This is a genomic window from Caballeronia sp. LZ043 (genome assembly GCF_031451075.1).
Taxonomy (GTDB): domain Bacteria; phylum Pseudomonadota; class Gammaproteobacteria; order Burkholderiales; family Burkholderiaceae; genus Caballeronia.
The window spans coordinates 220890-236769 of record NZ_JARUXT010000004.1 but is presented as its reverse complement, the minus strand read 5'-3'; the positions used below and the strand labels follow the sequence as shown (position 1 = coordinate 236769).

General features: G+C 65.8%; 15 protein-coding genes. 4 read left to right on the top strand and 11 right to left on the bottom strand.

Annotated elements, in window-relative coordinates; translation table 11 throughout:
* Nucleotides 1-74: 74 nt before the first annotated feature.
* Complete coding sequence (locus QCE64_RS28800; RefSeq protein ID WP_310007597.1) at nucleotides 75-1079, bottom strand: aldo/keto reductase; 1005 nt, start codon at nucleotides 1077-1079, stop codon at nucleotides 75-77.
* 119 nt (nucleotides 1080-1198) lie between these two features.
* Between QCE64_RS28800 and QCE64_RS28795 the strand changes: the two genes are divergently transcribed.
* Nucleotides 1199-2104, top strand: a complete 906-nt coding sequence (locus QCE64_RS28795) for a LysR family transcriptional regulator (protein ID WP_310007595.1) — start codon at nucleotides 1199-1201, stop codon at nucleotides 2102-2104.
* 18 nt (nucleotides 2105-2122) lie between these two features.
* On the opposite strand, the gene QCE64_RS28790 is transcribed toward QCE64_RS28795, so the two are convergent.
* The 6 genes from QCE64_RS28790 to QCE64_RS28765 all read right to left on the bottom strand — a co-directional run bounded on the left by QCE64_RS28790 (nucleotide 2123) and on the right by QCE64_RS28765 (nucleotide 7979).
* Nucleotides 2123-3001, bottom strand: a complete 879-nt coding sequence (locus QCE64_RS28790) for an ABC transporter permease (protein ID WP_309925681.1) — start codon at nucleotides 2999-3001, stop codon at nucleotides 2123-2125.
* Entirely contained in the window at nucleotides 2998-3822 is an 825-nt protein-coding gene (locus QCE64_RS28785; protein WP_309925679.1) for an ABC transporter ATP-binding protein, read from the bottom strand. The genes QCE64_RS28790 and QCE64_RS28785 overlap by 4 nt, the downstream gene beginning before the upstream one ends.
* 117 nt (nucleotides 3823-3939) lie before the next feature.
* The gene (locus QCE64_RS28780; protein ID WP_310007593.1) at nucleotides 3940-4962 is read right to left on the bottom strand and encodes an ABC transporter substrate-binding protein; all 1023 of its coding nucleotides are present in this window, start codon (nucleotides 4960-4962) and stop codon (nucleotides 3940-3942) included.
* 45 nt (nucleotides 4963-5007) lie between these two features.
* On the bottom strand, nucleotides 5008-5904 hold the full coding sequence (locus QCE64_RS28775; RefSeq protein ID WP_310008590.1) for a TauD/TfdA family dioxygenase: 897 nt from the start codon (nucleotides 5902-5904) through the stop codon (nucleotides 5008-5010).
* A gap of 130 nt (nucleotides 5905-6034) precedes the next feature.
* A complete protein-coding gene (gene dinB / locus QCE64_RS28770) occupies nucleotides 6035-7213 on the bottom strand; it encodes a DNA polymerase IV (RefSeq protein WP_309934416.1) in 1179 nt (392 codons plus the stop codon).
* Between the two features lie 400 nt (nucleotides 7214-7613).
* Complete coding sequence (locus QCE64_RS28765) at nucleotides 7614-7979, bottom strand: hypothetical protein (RefSeq protein ID WP_309925672.1); 366 nt, start codon at nucleotides 7977-7979, stop codon at nucleotides 7614-7616.
* A gap of 280 nt (nucleotides 7980-8259) precedes the next feature.
* Here QCE64_RS28765 and QCE64_RS28760 point away from each other — a divergent pair, with 280 nt between their 5' ends.
* A complete protein-coding gene (locus QCE64_RS28760; RefSeq protein WP_309925671.1) occupies nucleotides 8260-8445 on the top strand; it encodes a DUF3563 family protein in 186 nt (61 codons plus the stop codon).
* A gap of 22 nt (nucleotides 8446-8467) precedes the next feature.
* Here the strand turns inward: QCE64_RS28760 and QCE64_RS28755 are convergent, their stop codons facing one another.
* Nucleotides 8468-9151, bottom strand: a complete 684-nt coding sequence (locus QCE64_RS28755; protein ID WP_309925670.1) for a response regulator transcription factor — start codon at nucleotides 9149-9151, stop codon at nucleotides 8468-8470.
* Between the two features lie 163 nt (nucleotides 9152-9314).
* Nucleotides 9315-10670 carry an ATP-binding protein gene (locus QCE64_RS28750; protein WP_309925669.1) on the bottom strand — a complete coding sequence of 452 codons (1356 nt, stop codon included), beginning with the start codon at nucleotides 10668-10670 and terminating at the stop codon, nucleotides 9315-9317.
* A gap of 530 nt (nucleotides 10671-11200) precedes the next feature.
* Between QCE64_RS28750 and QCE64_RS28745 the strand changes: the two genes are divergently transcribed.
* Nucleotides 11201-12730 (top strand): MDR family MFS transporter, encoded by a 1530-nt coding sequence (locus tag QCE64_RS28745; protein WP_310007591.1) that lies wholly within the window; start codon nucleotides 11201-11203, stop codon nucleotides 12728-12730.
* A 13-nt stretch (nucleotides 12731-12743) separates the two neighbouring features.
* The gene (locus QCE64_RS28740) at nucleotides 12744-13511 is read left to right on the top strand and encodes an AAA family ATPase (protein WP_309934412.1); all 768 of its coding nucleotides are present in this window, start codon (nucleotides 12744-12746) and stop codon (nucleotides 13509-13511) included.
* 7 nt (nucleotides 13512-13518) lie between these two features.
* Here the strand turns inward: QCE64_RS28740 and QCE64_RS28735 are convergent, their stop codons facing one another.
* On the bottom strand, nucleotides 13519-13740 hold the full coding sequence (locus tag QCE64_RS28735) for a hypothetical protein (RefSeq protein ID WP_309819313.1): 222 nt from the start codon (nucleotides 13738-13740) through the stop codon (nucleotides 13519-13521).
* Nucleotides 13741-13891: 151 nt separating this feature from the next.
* Entirely contained in the window at nucleotides 13892-15688 is a 1797-nt protein-coding gene (locus QCE64_RS28730; protein WP_310007589.1) for an alkaline phosphatase D family protein, read from the bottom strand.
* Nucleotides 15689-15880 lie beyond the last annotated feature (192 nt).

Sequence of the window (15880 nt, the reverse complement as noted above, 5' to 3'; positions counted from 1 at the left end):
ACGCTCGCGGCAACCAGCAAGTCGAGAGAAAACCTCCAGTCGTCAGTGGCCTGATGAATGAAGCCGAACAGCCCTCAACCCTTCTCGCTATCGAGATGCGCCATCTGCACGGCTTCATAACGATCGCCGGCCGCCGCGCCCTTCGGCACTGCCGCTTCAATGGCGGCGAGTTCTTCCGGCATAAGCGTCACATCGAGCGCGGCGAGCGATTCCGTCAAGCGCTCAGGACGCCGCGCGCCGATCACCGGCACGATGTCCTTGCCCTGCGCCAGCACCCAGGCGATGGCAAGCTGCGCCACGCTCACGCCCTTGGCCTCCGCAATCTTGCGCAAGGCGTCGACCAGCGCCAGATTGCGTTCGACGTTGCCCTGCTGGAACCGCGGACTGTTGGCGCGCCAGTCGTTGGCTTGCGGCGCCGACGCGCCCCAGTGCCCGCTGATCAGTCCGCGCGACAGCACCCCATACGCCGTGATGCCGATGCCGAGTTCGCGGCACGCGGGCAGGATCGTTTCCTCGATGCCGCGCGAGATCAGCGAATACTCGATTTGCACGTCCACCACCGGATGCACGGCGGCCGCGCGGCGAATGGTCTGCGCACCGACTTCCGACAGCCCCACATAACGCACGTAGCCCGCCTGGATCATGTCGCCGATCGCGCCGACGGTGTCCTCGATCGGCACGTTCGCATCCAGCCGCGCCGGGCGATAGATATCGATCGTTTCGACGCCCAGCCGTTGCAGCGTATAGGCGAGCGAGTTCTTCACTGCAACGGGACGGCCATCGAACGCGATGAAGTTGCCCGCCGGGTCGCGCATGCCACCGAACTTCACGCTCAGGATCGCCGCATCCCGGCGCGACGGCGGCGCGCTTTTGAGCGCCTCGCTGATCAACAGTTCGTTGTGGCCCATGCCGTAGAAGTCGCCGGTGTCGAGCAGCGTGACGCCGGCTTCGAGCGCGGCGTGGATCGTGGCAATGCCCGCCGCGCGATCCGACGGCCCGTACACCCCCGACATGCCCATGCATCCAAGCCCGATGGCGCCGGTTTGCGGTCCGGTCCCGCCAAGTCTGCGTGATTCCATGCTGGTTCTCTCCTGTGGACTGGCGCCGCGCGGACGGCGGCGTTGGAGCCCATTATGGGAGCAAAGGTCGCGTGCGATAATCCACCTCAATCCGAATGGGCTGTGCGCAGAGGCGAACAATGAACGAACCCGATCTGTCCGATCTCCACGCGTTCCTGGCGGTCGCGCGCTCGCGCGGCTTCAGGCAGGCGGCGCTGTTGCGGGGCGTATCGGCGTCTTCGCTGAGCGAGGCGGTGCGCCGGCTGGAAGCGCGGCTCGGCGTGCGGCTGCTCAATCGCACCACGCGCAGCGTCACGCCGACCGAAGCCGGCGAACGGCTGATCGAACGGCTCGCGCCCGCGTTCACGGAGATCGCCAGCGCGCTGGATGCCGTGAACGGTTTTCGCGACAGCCCCACCGGCACGCTGCGCCTGAACGTGCCGCGCATCGTCTCGCGCGAGATCCTGCCGCCCATCGTCGCGCGCTTTCTGACCGCGCATCCAGGCATCAAGCTGGAGATCAGCGCGACGGACCGCTTCATCGACGTCCTCGCCGCCGGCTTCGACGCCGGCATCCGCTACGACGAAAGCATCGAGCGCGACATGATCGCGGTGCCCATCGGGCCGCGCATCCAGCGCTTCGTCGCGGTGGCCGCGCCCGCGTATCTCGCCGCGCACGGCGAGCCTAAGCATCCGCGCGATCTCGTGAATCACGCCTGCATCGGGCATCGGTTCGACAGCGGAGTCCTCGCCGCATGGGAATTCGTGCGCGGCAAGGAAACGTTACGGATCGCGCCGCAAGGGCCGCTCGTGACGTCGTCGGTGGAAGTGGCGCGCGCCGCGGTCACGGCAGGCCTGGGGCTCGTCTATACCTTCGATGAATTCGTACGCGGCGGCATCGAAAGCGGCGCGCTCGTGCCGGTGCTCAAGCCGTGGTGGCAAAGCTTCACCGGTCCGCGCCTCTACTATCCGAGCCGCGCGCATATGCCAGGGCCGTTGCGCGCGTTCATCGACTTCGTTCGCGCCGAAGACGGCGCGACGTCCTGAACGCGCAAGGAACACCGCTTACTGCTGCACGCCCCAGCGGCGCACCGTGACGCGTTCGATGGTATCGAAGACGAGATGCTCGACCGCCAGACCGATCACGATGACCGCCGCCAGCCCCGCGAACACGCGATCCGTATAGAGCTCGTTGCGGTTCTGGAAGATGTACCAGCCAAGGCCGCCCTTGCCCGAACTCGCGCCGAACACGAGTTCCGCGGCAATCAGCGTGCGCCACGCGAACGCCCAGCCCACGCGCAGGCCCGCCAAGATGGAAGGCAGCGCGGCCGGCACGAGAATCAGCAGCACGTGGCGCAGACCAGTCAGGCCATAGTTGCGGCCCGTCATGCGCAGGGTCGCGGGCACCGCCTGGAATCCCGCATACGTGTTGAGCGCCAGCGGCCACAGCACCGAATGCACCAGCACGAACAGCAGGCTGCCCGTGCCGAGGCCGAACCACAGCAGCGCAAGCGGCAATAGCGCGATGGACGGCAGCGGGTTGAACATTGCGGTGAGCATCGAGAGGATGTCGCGGCCGATGCGCGTCGACACGGCCAGGGAGGTCAGCACGAACGCGAGCAGCGCGCCGAGCGCATAGCCGCGCAGCAGCACTGACATCGAGATGCCGATCTTCTCGATCAGCTCGCCCGACGCAATGCCCTGCACGAACGCGATAAAGGTCGCGCTGAAGGTGGGCAGCAGCAGGTCGTTGTCGACGCTGCGCGCCGCGATCTCCCACAAGCCGATCAACACCAGCGCGATGAAGGTCTTGCGCAGCCAGGCCTGATCCAGCAGACGCTTCGAGAGCGGCAGCGGCGCCTCGTGGCCGATGCCTTCGGGCGCGACCGGCTCGACTTCATATTCCGGCCGCACCGGCGGCACGATCAGATGCGGCGTGCTCATTGCGCGGCCTCCTCTTCGAACAGCAAGCGGTGAATGCGGGCGACGCTCTGCTGGAACTCGCCGCGCCCCATGCTTTCCTGGGTGTATTGATGACTGTTGAGTTCGGCGCGCACGCGTCCGGGATGCGGGCTCAGCAACAAGATGCGATTGCCGACGATCAGCGCTTCCTCGATCGAATGCGTGACGAACAACAGCGTGAAGCGCTCGTCGCTCCACAGGCGCAGCAGTTCTTCCTGCATGCGGCGGCGCGTGAGGGCATCGAGCGCGGCGAACGGCTCGTCCATCAGGAGGACGCGCGGCTGCATCGCGAGCGCGCGCGCGATGGCGACACGCTGCTTCATGCCGCCCGAGAGCGTATGCGGATAAGCGTCGGCGAAAGGGGCGAGACCGACCTTGTCGAGATAATGCAGCGCGCGTTCACGCGCTTCGGCGCGTCCCAGCTTGCGCGCGGCGCGCAGCGGAAAGGCCACGTTCTGCACGACGGTCTTCCACGGCGGCAACTGGTCGAATTCCTGGAACACGACGATACGGTCCGCACCCGGCCCGCGCACGCGTTCCCCGCCGATTTCGATCCTGCCCGCCACCGGCTCGATGAAACCCGCAACCGCCTTCAGCAAGGTGGATTTGCCGCAGCCCGACGGGCCGAGCAGCACGAAGCGGTCCGCGCCGTAGACATCGAAACTGACATCGTGCGTGGCCCGCACGATCCGTTCGCGTGTGCGGTATTCGAGCGAGACGTGCTCCACGCTGAGCAGCTTGCCGCTCGTCGAAGCATGCGCTTCGGGTGGCGGCGCATACAGCGCTTGAGGATTGGCGGCCATGTTTATTGTGCGGAGAGGCTGGAGAGGCAAACGCTTACGATAGCGGCGCACGCGCCCCGCGCGAACCAATCATTGCGCATAACCAATCCACCTCCGCCGATAAACGCGCGGCTCGTCTCAGCTGCCGTTCTTCGTCGCCGGATCCGTGAAGAAGTAGTCCTGCCACGACTTCGGCTCGTTCTTGATGACGCCCACCCGGTGCATGAACTGCGCAAGCCCGAAGGTGTTCTGCGGCGCCACCTTGAACTGCACCGCCGGATCCTTGATGACCTTGATCAGCAGGTCGCGGTCGAGCCGGGCCTGGTTCACGCGCAGATAGATATCGGCGGCCTGTTCCGGATGCTGCGTGATGAAGTTCGCCGCATCGGCAAGACCCGCGACGAACGCGCGATACGTCTTCGGGTTCTCGTTGCGGAACTTCTCGGTGGCGTAGAGCACGGTCGCGGAACTCGGGCCCCCGAGCACATCGTAGGAATTGAGCACGATGTGCGCCTTCGGATTGCCCGCGAGTTCCTGCTGCTGGAACGGCGGATTGCCGAAGTGCGCATTGATCTCCGTGCCGCCCGCGATGAGCGCCGCGGTGGCGTCGGGATGCGGCACCGCTTGCGTGTACTTGTCGAGACGGTCGTAGGCCTTGTCGCCCCAGGTCTTCGCGGCGGCATATTGCAGCACGCGCGATTGCACCGACACGCCCACCGCCGGCACCGCGATGCGGTCCTTGTCGGTGAAGTCGGCTATGGTCTTCACGCGCGGATCGTTCGACACGAGGTAGTAAGGGAAATTGCCCAGCGACGCCACGCCCTTCACATTCTGGCGGCCATGCGTGCGGTCCCAGATGGTCAGCAGCGGACCGACGCCGGCCGCCGCGATATCGACGGAACCAGACAGCAGCGCGTCATTGACGCTTGCGCCGCCCGAGAGCTTCGCCCATTCGACCTTGATGTCGAGCCCTTCCTTCTTGCCTTCCTGCTCGATGAACTTCTGGTCGCGCGCGACGTTGAGCAACAGATACACGACGCCGAACTGCTCGGCCACCCGCAGCGTGCCCTCGGCCTGCGCGCCCGCCGACGTCACGCCCAGCGCGAGCGCGAGCGCTGCGCCAAGTGCGCGCGCAGCGCCCTTCCCTTTGCGAGACTGCATCGATGAAACCCCGTGATTCAATGAATAGTGTTTGATGTGGACCGGTCAGAAAGGCGCGTCGCCTTCGATGGTCGTGCGATACAGCTTGCGGCGCTGATCGTCGGGCGTGCCGGCCGCGAGATGCATCACCGAGCGGTTGTCCCAGAACACCATGTCGCGCGCCTGCCATTGATGGCGATAGATAAATTCCGGCCGCGTGCTGTGCGCGAAGAGTTCGGCGAGCAGGGACTGGCTTTCGTCTTCAGGCAAGCCGATCACGCGCGTGGTGAAGTGCTCGCTCACGAACAGCGCGCGGCGCTGCGTTTCCGGATGCGTCCGCACGACGGGGTGCGTCACCGGCTTGACCTGGGCAATCTGTTCCGCCGAAAGATTCGGCCGCCACGGGCTGCGCTTCTGCAATTCGGCATACTTGGCCAGATAGGTATGCTCGGCCACGCGCCCGTCCACCGCTTTTTGCAGATGCGCGGGCAAGCTGTCCCACGCGAGATGCTGGTTGGCGAACAGCGTGTCGCCGCCGACCGCCGGCAGTTCCTGCGCATGCAGCAGCGAGCCGAGGCTCGGCTTGTCCTTGTACGACAGGTCCGAATGCCAGAAATGGCCGGCATCGCCCAGGCCGATCGGCTTGCCGTTCTCGGTGATGTTCGAGACGATCAGCACTTCCGGATGGCCCGCGAGCCCGAACTGATGCAGCACGTGGATCTGCAGCGGCCCGAAGCGCTTGCTGAACGCCACCTGCTCGTCCGGCTTGATGCGCTGGTCGCGGAACACGAGCACGTGGTAGTCCAGGTGCGCGCGATGGATGCGCGCGAAATCAGCTGCCGACAATGGCCGCGACAGATCGAGCCCGAGCACTTCGGCGCCGAGCGGGGCATCGAATGGACGGATCTCGATGGGTTGATCGGCGGCGGATGCCTGAATGTCGGCGTCTTGAGAAGCGGTCAGGGTCGTCACGGTCGAATGGTTCGAATCGGTCACTTCGGGGAAGCGAACAATCTAGCGTGCGGCACAGCAGCCTACAACGAAGCATCTGACATGTGCTTATCTGCGCGCGTCATAAGCCTGTCGCGCCGGCTCACTCGCCGGGGGCGTCGAACGGCAGTTCCACCTGCATCGGTTCGACGGGCGCGCTCTCGTCGTGGCCCGCCAGCGCGCTGACGCGCACGCCGAGCAGACGAATGCGCCGTTCGAGCACGATGCGCTTCAGGCATTCGGTCGCGGCGCGGCGAATCTCGACGGGATCGGCCGTCGCGACCGGCACGGTCAGGTCGCGCGTGACGGTGCGGAAGTCGTCGAAACGCAGCTTGATGCCCACCGTGCGGCCGACATAACCCTTGCGCTGGAGATCGTCGGCAACGCGCGTGCAGAGCGCGGTGAACTCGGCGGACAGCGTCGCACGGTCCTGCTTCGGATGGAAATCGCGCTCGAAGGTGGTTTCGCGGCTCATCGACTTCGGCGTGGAGCTGGTGACCACGGGCCGGTCGTCCTCGCCTTGCGCGATGCGGGCCAGCCACGCCGCGTAAGTGCGGCCGAAGTGCGTCTGCAGCAAGCCGGGATCGGCGGCGGCGATGTCGCCCACCGTATGGATGCCGAGCGCCGCCAGCCGCTCGTTCGCCTTCGGCCCGATGCCGTTCACCTTGCGCGCGGCGAGCGGCCAGATGCGGGTGGGCAGGTCGTCCATCGTCAGGATGGTGAGGCCGTCGGGCTTGTCGAGTTCGGAGCCGATCTTCGCGAGCAGCTTGTTCGGCGCGATGCAGATGGAACACGTCAGCCCGGTGGCCTCGTGCACGGCATCCTTCATGCGGCGGCCGATCTCGGCGGGCTCGCCGGGCAGGTCGCCGACATCGATATAGATTTCATCGATGCCGCGATTCTCGATCTGCGACGTAAAAGTGGCGACGGCCGCCTTGAAAAGCCGCGAGTAATGGCGGTACGACTCGAAATCGGTGGGCAGCAGGATGGCGTCCGGCGCGAGTTGCGCGGCCTTCATCATGCCCATCGCGGAAAACACGCCGAACTTGCGCGCTTCGTAAGTTGATGTGGTGACGACGCCCCGCCCCGCGTAGTCGCGCAGCCGCCGAAAGCGGCGCGTGCCGTCGGGCAGCGTTTCCGGCGTGGCGCTGCGGCCGCCGCCCACGACCACCGCCATGCCCCGCAGTTCGGGATAACGCAGCAGCTCCACCGATGCGAAGAACGCATCCATGTCGAGATGCGCGATGCGGCGCGGCGCCGGATGCGGAGCTTGCGGGTTCATCGGCGCGGCCGGTGCGCCGCGTCCGATGCGCAAACGACAGGTTTCAACGCATGGAACATGGGAGTGCGCGTTGCGCGGCGCTGCGAAACGAGGGATGGCGCTACTGTACATTCATACAGTGATTTGCGCTAGGGAGGCTGTTAAACGGCAGCAGGATCGCTTACTGAAAATGCCCGTGACACAGCATCCAAAGGAAGACAAACCTCCCGGCTGGTGATGGGATGATGATGAAACCCGCCAGGCGCAACCTCGGCGGCGAGGTACGTTATGGATATGAGAATCGAAAAGCTGGCGTTCCAGACGCCGCCCGCTACGCCGTCGCGGGGCGGGCACGGCTCCCGTTGCACGCTTGCGCGCGGTCAGGACCATCGCCGCTGAACGCCCGGGCCAGGAGCGTGCCTCACTCCGGCGTCCGCTTCTCCGCGAGCGCCCGGCGGCAATCGTCGAACACCTGCCGCACGACATCCGATTGATAGTTGAGGTCTTCGCTGTCGAGAATCTCTTCGACGGCATCCCGCGCCCAGTCCGCTTCGAGCAGCGCGCAATGCTGCGTGGCGATGTCCCGCGCGATGGCCGCGAGCTTGGCGATGGTCAGCCAGTCGGCCAGCCGCTGATGCCGGTCCAGCCACTTGTGCGCCGCCTGCACGTGGAAGGTGGCGGCCGGCCAGACACCGTTCAGGTAGAACGCGCCGAGGCTGCCGCACGTGAGCCAGCAGAGCAACTCGATGCGGTCGCGGGCACTGAGGGTACGGGGCACATCGTTCATGGCGGCCTTCACGAAGACGATCGATGAATGCGCGAAACGCGCGGCGTTCCGCTTGAAAACCCGCTTTGAAACCGTATGAAAGACGATATCACGGGATGGTGCGGCGCGGCAGTGCGTTCACGCTGCACGGCCCCGCCGACAGTGCGCTGGCGAACGCTGATGCATGCCATGGGAAGCGCATTGCGCGTGCCCGCGCGCGCTCATTCTTCGCTAATGGACGCGGCCTAATCTGCTTCTGTCGGCCCGCGGTACAGGCCATTAATCACGACGGGAGTCCATCATGTTCGAACGTTTCTCGAAGTCACTCGGCAGCTTCTTTTCCAGCCACGACGCGCAGGAAGACTATCTGTCCTCCTCCACCGATCTCGCCGACCTCGAACGCCGCATGCGGCAGGTCGAGGAACAGGATCATTCGTACAGCATGCATTTTTGCGGCGAGATCGGGCATCACGGCGACCGGCGCTGAAACCTGCGCGTGGCCCGGTGCGTTACCTGGTGTCCTCGTGGCCGGCCTGTCCGAGCATCACGGTCCAGCCGAGCCCGCGCACGTTGCGAATCACGCTCGCGCCGAATTTCTTGCGCACGGAATGGATGAGCACGTCCACGGCGTTGCTCTCCACTTCCTTGCCCCAGCCGTACAGCCGGTCTTCCAACTGGTCGCGCGAGAAGATGGTGCCGGGACGTTCGAGCAGCGCATGCATCAGCGCGAATTCCCGCGCCGACAGCACGCCCGACGTTTCGCCACAAGTGAGCGTGCGCTGGTCGAGATTGAGGTTGATGGAATCGTCGCCGAGACGGGACACCGCGTAGCCCGCCTTGCGACGCAGCACGGCGCGGATGCGCGCGAGCAGTTCCGGCATGTCGAAGGGTTTGAGCAGATAGTCGTCGGCGCCGAGATCGAGGCCCTGGACGCGCGTATCGAGGTCGTCGCGTGCGGTGAGGATCAGTACCGGTGTCGCGTTGCCGGCCGAGCGCGCCTGCCGCAGCAGTTCGATACCGCTCATGCCCGGCAGGCCGAGATCGAGCAGCACCACGGTGTAGTCGGCGGCGCCCAGCGCCTCGCGGCCCGCCTGGCCGTCACGCACCCAGTCGACGGCATAGTCCGCGTCCTTCAAGGCCCGCATGAGGCTCGTGCCGATCTGGATGTCGTCTTCGATGAGAAGAATGCGCATGCTCTACCCCGCCCCGTGAAATCCAACGGACCGCACGGCGCCGCCATGCGGACAGGAATGACGCGCCTCGCGCGCCGGCATTGCAACGGGACGATGCACCCCGCGTGTCCCGCAGCGAATGCATTGTAATCGGCGCAAATTGCGCCGTCTCGCGCCGTCTCGTTCAGGCGCAGACGGGATCGGGGGCGGTCAGGTTTTCCGTGACGGCCTCGGTCACGAAGCCGATCGACGCGACGATCCCCGATTGCCCGTCATCGCGGTTGCGCAGCATGACGTCGCCGCCGTAGCGCGCGGCGATCGCCTTGACGATCGACAGCCCGAGCCCGCTGCCCTCGATATCCGGACAGGCCCGAAAGAAGCGGTCGAAGACGCGCGGCAGCAAGGCCTCGTCGATGCCCGGCCCGGTATCGATCACGTCGATCCACACCCGTTCGCCGTCGCGCCGCATGCGCAGGTCGATGGTGCCGCCATCGGGCGTATAGCGCACCGCGTTCGACACCAGGTTCTTCACCGCCATGCCCAAGTCCGTCTCGATGGCCCGGACGTGCGCGCTCACCATCTCCTCGGCGCCGATATCGAGGCCACGGGCGATGGCGATCGGCAGGACATCGGCGACCGCGCCCGTCACGACTTCCGACAGATCCACGCGCGCGAGCGGCGCGGCGCCGTTCACGGGCGCATCGGCGCGCGCCAGACGCAGCAGTTGCGCGATCAGCTTGCCGCTGCGCGCGATGCCCTTGCGCAGTTCCTGGAAGCGTTCCTGATTGCCCGGAGCGATATGCGGCGCCAGATTGTCCGCCTGCAACTGCAGCGCGGTGAGCGGCGTACGCAGCTCGTGCGCGGCATCGGCGATGAACTTGCGCTCCTTGTCGATGGCGCCCGCGAGACGTTCGATCATCGTGTTGATCGACTCGATGAAGGGCTTGATCTCGGTCGGCACGCCGACCAGCGACAGCGGCTGGAGATGGCTCGTGTCGATGCCCTGCACCTCGCGGCCCAGCTCGGTCAGTTGCCGCAACGAGCGGCGCACGACCAGCGCGACCAGGATCCACACGAGCGGCAGCAGCACGACCGTGGGCCACAGCGCCAGGGTGGCGGTTTCCTCGGTCAGGTCGTGGCGCACCGAAGCGCGCTGGGCCACCTGGATCGTCATGGTCGGCTCGCGGCGCGTGTAGATGCGCCAATGCTCGCTGTTGGCGACCACGTTGGAGAAGCCCGGAGCTGCATCGCGCGGAAAGCGCAGCGACGGCTCAGTGGTGCGGAACGGCACCGCCTCGCCCGGCTTCCACACGACCACCACCACGTCGCGGTCATCCTGACTGCCGCGCGACGGATTGGCGGGAATGCCCTCGGCGAAACCGTCGCGCATGCGCGTCGCCACCTGCACGAGACGCGTGTCGAGCAGTGCGTTCGTGCCGGCCTGGCTCAGCTTGTAGGAACTCACGCCCTGAATCACGCCGATCACGGTCACGAGAATGCCGAGCGCGATCACCAGCTGGTTTTTCAGCGATTTGATCATGCGAATCTGCCGTCTCCGGAAGGAACGGGGCGCGCCTGCGGGCGCGGGTTCTGCCGGTTCGATTTTAGGCGACATTCGCGGGGATTCCGGTAGGAAAGGCAACATGTAGAACACGAGGGCGCCAGGCGCCGCGGTAAAAAGTGCGCCAGCCCGTCGGGGCCGGCGCCAAGGCTGAGGAGAGTCGAGATGTGAACGGACTGGGGAAGTACTTGGGGGAGCACCGTCCATCCACGTAATCCAGCGTAGCGGCGAAGAATTAGCGATTAATGAGGAGCGCGACTTCGGTCTCACAGGGTTGAACTGGTCGAACCGCGCGTTTGATCCTCGCGGCCGGCGCAAGCAGCATCGGCCGGCACGGGATAACATTGCACGGGTCGCCAGTTCACCGGCAACGTCGCTCCGGACGAAAGCCAATTGCAAGAATAATCACAGGCCGGGGCATCGCCGCTGTCTCTTCCATTCACGTGCAGGACCCGCAAGTGCGCAGCTGCATCGGTTGCGCGGCGGGTGGCGCGTCTTTCGACCACCGCATGTCACAGTCCCGTCAAACCGTTCGTCCTCTCGTCATTGCCGCCGTCATGGCTTCGATGGCCATGGTCGCGATCGAGGCCACCATCGTCTCGACCGCCATGCCGCAAATCGCCACGCAGCTCGGCGGCCTGAATCTCTACAGCTGGGTGTTCTCGTCGTTCCTGCTCACGCAGACCGCGCTCACCGTGGTGTTCGGCAAGCTCTCCGACATCTTCGGGCGCAAGCCAGCCGTGCTCACGGGCATCGTGATCTTTCTGATCGGCTCGGTGCTGGCAGGCTTTGCGTGGTCGATGCCCGCGATGATCGTGTTCCGGCTGATCCAGGGCGTCGGCGCGGGCGCGATCCTGCCAGTGGCGCTGACCGTGGTCGGCGATCTCTATCCGGCGCGCGAACGCGGCAAGGTGCAGGGCTATCTGGCGAGCGTGTGGGCGGTGTCGGCGGTGCTCGGGCCGATGGTCGGCGGCCTCCTGATCCGCCAGTTCTCGTGGGCGTGGATCTTCTGGATCAACGTGCCGATCGGCATCCTGGCCGCCGCGCTGTTCGTGTTCTTCCTGCACGAGGAAAAGCGCCATGACCGTCCGGCGATCGACCTGGGCGGCGCGTTCCTGTTCACCGCCGCCGTCGCCTCGCTGATGATGGCGCTCACCGACGCGGGCCATGCGAGCAATGTGCGCGTCGGCGTGGAACTGGCCGTGCTGCTGCTGAGTTGCGTGCTGTTTGTCTGGCAGGAACGCCGCGCCGCCGACCCGATGATCTCCTTCAGCCTGTGGTCGCACCGTCCGATCGCGGCCAGCAACGCGGCGACCGTGCTCGCCGGCATGGCGATGATGGGCCTCACCACCTTCCTGCCGATGTACGTGCAGGGCGTGATGCACCGCACGCCGGTCGAAGCGGGCCTCGCGCTCACGATGATGATGATCGGCTGGCCGAGCGGCGCGACCTTCACGTCGCGCACCTTCACGCGCATCGGGCTGCGCCGTCTGCTGATGATCGGGCCGGTGTTCATTCCGCTCGGCTCGGTGCCGTTCGTGCTGTTGGGACCCGAGTCGAGCCCGGTGTGGGCGGGCGTGGGCTCGGCCATCGTCGGCTTCGGCATGGGCATTACGAGCGTGTCGTGCCTGATCCTGATCCAGGAGATCGTGCAGCCGCTCGAACGCGGCAGCGCGACCGCGTCGAACCTGTTCTCGCGCAATCTCGGCAACACGCTCGGCGCGGCCGTGTTCGGCGCGGTGCAGAACTTCGGGCTCACGCACACGGACGGCCTGCCTCCCGTCCATGCCGATCAGCTCAAGGCGCTGCTGACGTCCGTGACCGGCGACTTCGCCGCCAACGAGGACATTCGCCTGGTGCTGCATCATTCGCTGCACCTGACCTTCACGGCGATGTTCGTGATCGCGCTGGGCGCCGTGGTGTCGATGCTGTTCATGCCGAAGATCGATTTGAGCCGGAAGCGCGAGTCGGTCGGGGCCGTGGGCGCGACCGATGCGGCGAATGCGGCAAAGAACGCGGCGAACCAGGCGTTCCACTGACGCGCCGCCGCCGATGGTCATCTCGACCCGCTTCATCAGCCGCATCACGCTGTTGCGCGACAAGGCGCCGTCGTTCGATGCCTATCCGTTCTCGCTGCCCGCCGTGCGCGGGCTGGACACGCTGGAGCCGCATCCGAAGGTCACGTTCCTGGTCGGCGAGAACGGCTCGGGCAAGTCTACCCTGCTGGAAGCCATTGCCGTTTCGATGGGCTTCAATCCCGAAGGCGGCTCGAAGAACTTTCGCTTCGGCACGCGGGTTTCGCACTCGCCGTTGCATGAATACCTGCGCATCGCAAAGGGCGTGAAGCGGCCGCGCGACGGTTTCTTCTTGCGCGCCGAGAGCTTCTTCAACGTGGCCACGCAGATCGAGGAACTCGACGCCGAACCGGGTCTCGGCGCGCCGGTGATCTCGTCGTACGGCGGCCGGTCGCTGCACGAGCAGTCGCACGGCGAGTCGTTCCTGACGCTGCTGATGGAGCGTTTCGGCGGGCAAGGACTCTATCTGCTCGACGAACCCGAGGCAGCGCTGTCCCCGCAGCGCCAGCTTGCCGCGCTGGCGCGCATCCACGACCTGACCGCCGACGCCTCGCAGTTCATCATCGCCACCCATTCGCCAATCCTGATGGCTTACCCCGAAGCGTGGATCTACCAGTTCACGGCGGACGGCATCGAACGGGTCGCGTACGAAGACACCGAGCACTTCAAGGTGACGCGCGCGTTTCTGGCCAACCCGGAACGCATGCTGCGCACGCTCTTCGACAACACCGACGGCGAAGACTGAACGCCCCTCAGTCCTGCGACTCCAGCAGCGGGCTGGCGTGCTTGACGGTGGCGAGGCTCGTGCTGGCGGGTTCGCTGTCGGCGGCCAGTGCGCGCGAATCGGAGAGGTAACGCGACAGCAGCGCGTTGTCGTCCATGTACAGGTTCTGCGGGTCGTGGCCGCGGATGAGGGCGTAGCAGCCGGCGGCCAGCGCCACGGCCAGGACAACGCCGATGAGTTTTCCGATCATGATCGTGCTCCTGAGGGTTTCAAGGTTCACTTCATGGGCCTCGTCGCACTGCCTGCCACAGGCTCGATCTCCCGAAATGTGCACGCAGTGTACGTTTGCACCCGCGTGATGAAATCCCCCCGGAAGCATGACTCCGAAGCGGTGGCGCCCGTCATACGTCGTCCTGAACCGTCACGGCCACCGCGCCCGCGTTGATCGTCAGTTGCGTGCGCTTTTGCAGCGGCGCGGCGGGCGCGCTGCCGTCGGCGTTCAGGAACTTCATCTTGTTGAAGATTGCGATGAACTGCGTCGGCGTGACGGTCGCGGTCGCATAGCCGATGCCGTCGTGATCGGCGTACTGCATGTCCGGATTGTTCTGACGGATGAACGCGTCGAACAGCGCGGGCGCGCTGATCAGCGAGGCCAGCGGCATGCCCGCCGAATAGGTCTTCACGTCCTCGAAGAACGGCTGGCTGCTGATGCCCGCCGACATCAGGTCGATCATGACCGGCGTGCCGTTCGCGGGGTCCGGCACGTCGCGCACGATGCCCGCCTGGAACGCATGCAAGTCGCCCGTGATGGCGACAAGATTGCTGATGCCCTGCGCCTTCACGAACGCCAGCAGATCCGCCTTGTGCGACGGATAGCCGTCCCATGCGTCGCAGTCGAGCACGAACACGACGTTGTCGGGCGCCGGCGCGAGCGCGCTCAGGTCGAGCCACAGGCGGTTCATCATCACTTCGTTGCCCCACACCTTCCAGATCGCCGTCGATGCCTTCAGCGTGTCCTTCCACCATTGCGTCTGCGTGGGACCGAGAATGGACGGCACGCGGCCGAGGCGCTGCGTGTCGGCTGCCTCGAACTGCGCGAGCACCTGCTGCTGCACGAAGTAGCGCGAACCGACGAGGTCGTTGCCGTTCACCGGATCGTGCCCGAGCGCCTGCGCGATCGCCGCTTCGGGCACCACGTGATCGTCGCGATAGAGCCGCTCGTCCGTCATGACGAGATGGATCAGCGAGCCGAAGTGGAAGTCGCGGTAGATGCGGATGTTGTCATAGGCCGGATTGTTCAGATCGAACGACACGTCGCCCCAGTCGACCGGAAGGTATTCCACCCATGCCTGGTTAGCGTTGCGGCGCCGCGCGGTCTGCTGCAGGTTGGCGTTGGTATAGGTCTGGTGGTCGTGCCAGCAGTCGTCGGAGAACTCGTGATCGTCCCAGATCGCGATGACCGGAAAACGCGCATGCACGTTCTGCAAGCGCGCGTCGCCACGGTAGGTGCGATACAACGTGCGGTAGTCGTCGAGCGTGTTGGCATACACGCCGCCGCTTGGCAGGGTGATCGTGGGATGCGCCGGTTCCACCGTGCCGGACGGCGCGGCGAAGCCCGCTTCGTAGATGTAATCACCCAGATGCACGACGAAATCGAGATCGGTTTCGGCGGCCAGCAGGTTGAGGGCTTGCCAGTGGTTCGCGCTCCAGTTCTGGCACACGAACCACGCAAAGCGCACTTGCGGAACGGCATCCGTCGATGCGGCGGCGGTGCGGGTCGTGCCTGTCGCGCTGGCATCGCTGCCTGCGATGAAGCGGTAGTAATACGTGGTCTGCGCGGCCAGCCCGGTGACTTTTGCGCGGACGGTGAAATCGTAGTCGGGCACCGCGCTCAAGGGCACGCTGGCGACGAGCTGCGCGAAGTCCTGTTGCGTGGAGACCTGCAAGGTCAGCGCGACCGGCGTTTGTGAAGCACTCCCGTTCGCGACACAGCGCGTCCAGAACACCGTTGATACATCGCGCGGGTCGCCGCTCGCGACGCCCTGCGGAAAAGCGAAGGCGCCGGCTGCGGGCGGCGGGGCGGTGCCGCCGCCGGGGTTGCTGTCGTCGTCGTGACTGGAGTGACAGGCCGCGAGCGTGCCGGACGCAGCCGCCACCGTGTAGAACGCGGACAGGGATAGGAAACGTCGACGGTCCATGAGAGCCTCCGTGAGCGGACTTCAGGGCGATGAAGGAGCGGGAGGTCGCTGGATGCGTCGGGCCTGCCGACGGATGAGCGCGGCTCGTTTTCGAAACCGGACCCTTACACGCTATGAAGGGTGGTGGGGAGTGTCAAGCGGCGTTTGCGTGACGGGGAGCTGCCCCGCCAGCCCACTGATCCGGAAGCAGAA

Excerpts from the sequence above, each read along its gene's own strand:
- QCE64_RS28800 (WP_310007597.1), bottom strand. The coding sequence starts at position 1,079 with ATGGAATCACGCAGACTTGGCGGGACCGGACCGCAAACCGGCGCCATC.
- QCE64_RS28795 (WP_310007595.1), top strand. The coding sequence starts at position 1,199 with ATGAACGAACCCGATCTGTCCGATCTCCACGCGTTCCTGGCGGTCGCG.
- QCE64_RS28790 (WP_309925681.1), bottom strand. The coding sequence starts at position 3,001 with ATGAGCACGCCGCATCTGATCGTGCCGCCGGTGCGGCCGGAATATGAA.
- QCE64_RS28785 (WP_309925679.1), bottom strand. The coding sequence starts at position 3,822 with ATGGCCGCCAATCCTCAAGCGCTGTATGCGCCGCCACCCGAAGCGCAT.
- QCE64_RS28780 (WP_310007593.1), bottom strand. The coding sequence starts at position 4,962 with ATGCAGTCTCGCAAAGGGAAGGGCGCTGCGCGCGCACTTGGCGCAGCG.
- dinB (WP_309934416.1), bottom strand. The coding sequence starts at position 7,213 with ATGAACCCGCAAGCTCCGCATCCGGCGCCGCGCCGCATCGCGCATCTC.
- QCE64_RS28765 (WP_309925672.1), bottom strand. The coding sequence starts at position 7,979 with ATGAACGATGTGCCCCGTACCCTCAGTGCCCGCGACCGCATCGAGTTG.
- QCE64_RS28760 (WP_309925671.1), top strand. The coding sequence starts at position 8,260 with ATGTTCGAACGTTTCTCGAAGTCACTCGGCAGCTTCTTTTCCAGCCAC.
- QCE64_RS28755 (WP_309925670.1), bottom strand. The coding sequence starts at position 9,151 with ATGCGCATTCTTCTCATCGAAGACGACATCCAGATCGGCACGAGCCTC.
- QCE64_RS28750 (WP_309925669.1), bottom strand. The coding sequence starts at position 10,670 with ATGATCAAATCGCTGAAAAACCAGCTGGTGATCGCGCTCGGCATTCTC.
- QCE64_RS28745 (WP_310007591.1), top strand. The coding sequence starts at position 11,201 with ATGTCACAGTCCCGTCAAACCGTTCGTCCTCTCGTCATTGCCGCCGTC.
- QCE64_RS28740 (WP_309934412.1), top strand. The coding sequence starts at position 12,744 with ATGGTCATCTCGACCCGCTTCATCAGCCGCATCACGCTGTTGCGCGAC.
- QCE64_RS28735 (WP_309819313.1), bottom strand. The coding sequence starts at position 13,740 with ATGATCGGAAAACTCATCGGCGTTGTCCTGGCCGTGGCGCTGGCCGCC.
- QCE64_RS28730 (WP_310007589.1), bottom strand. The coding sequence starts at position 15,688 with ATGGACCGTCGACGTTTCCTATCCCTGTCCGCGTTCTACACGGTGGCG.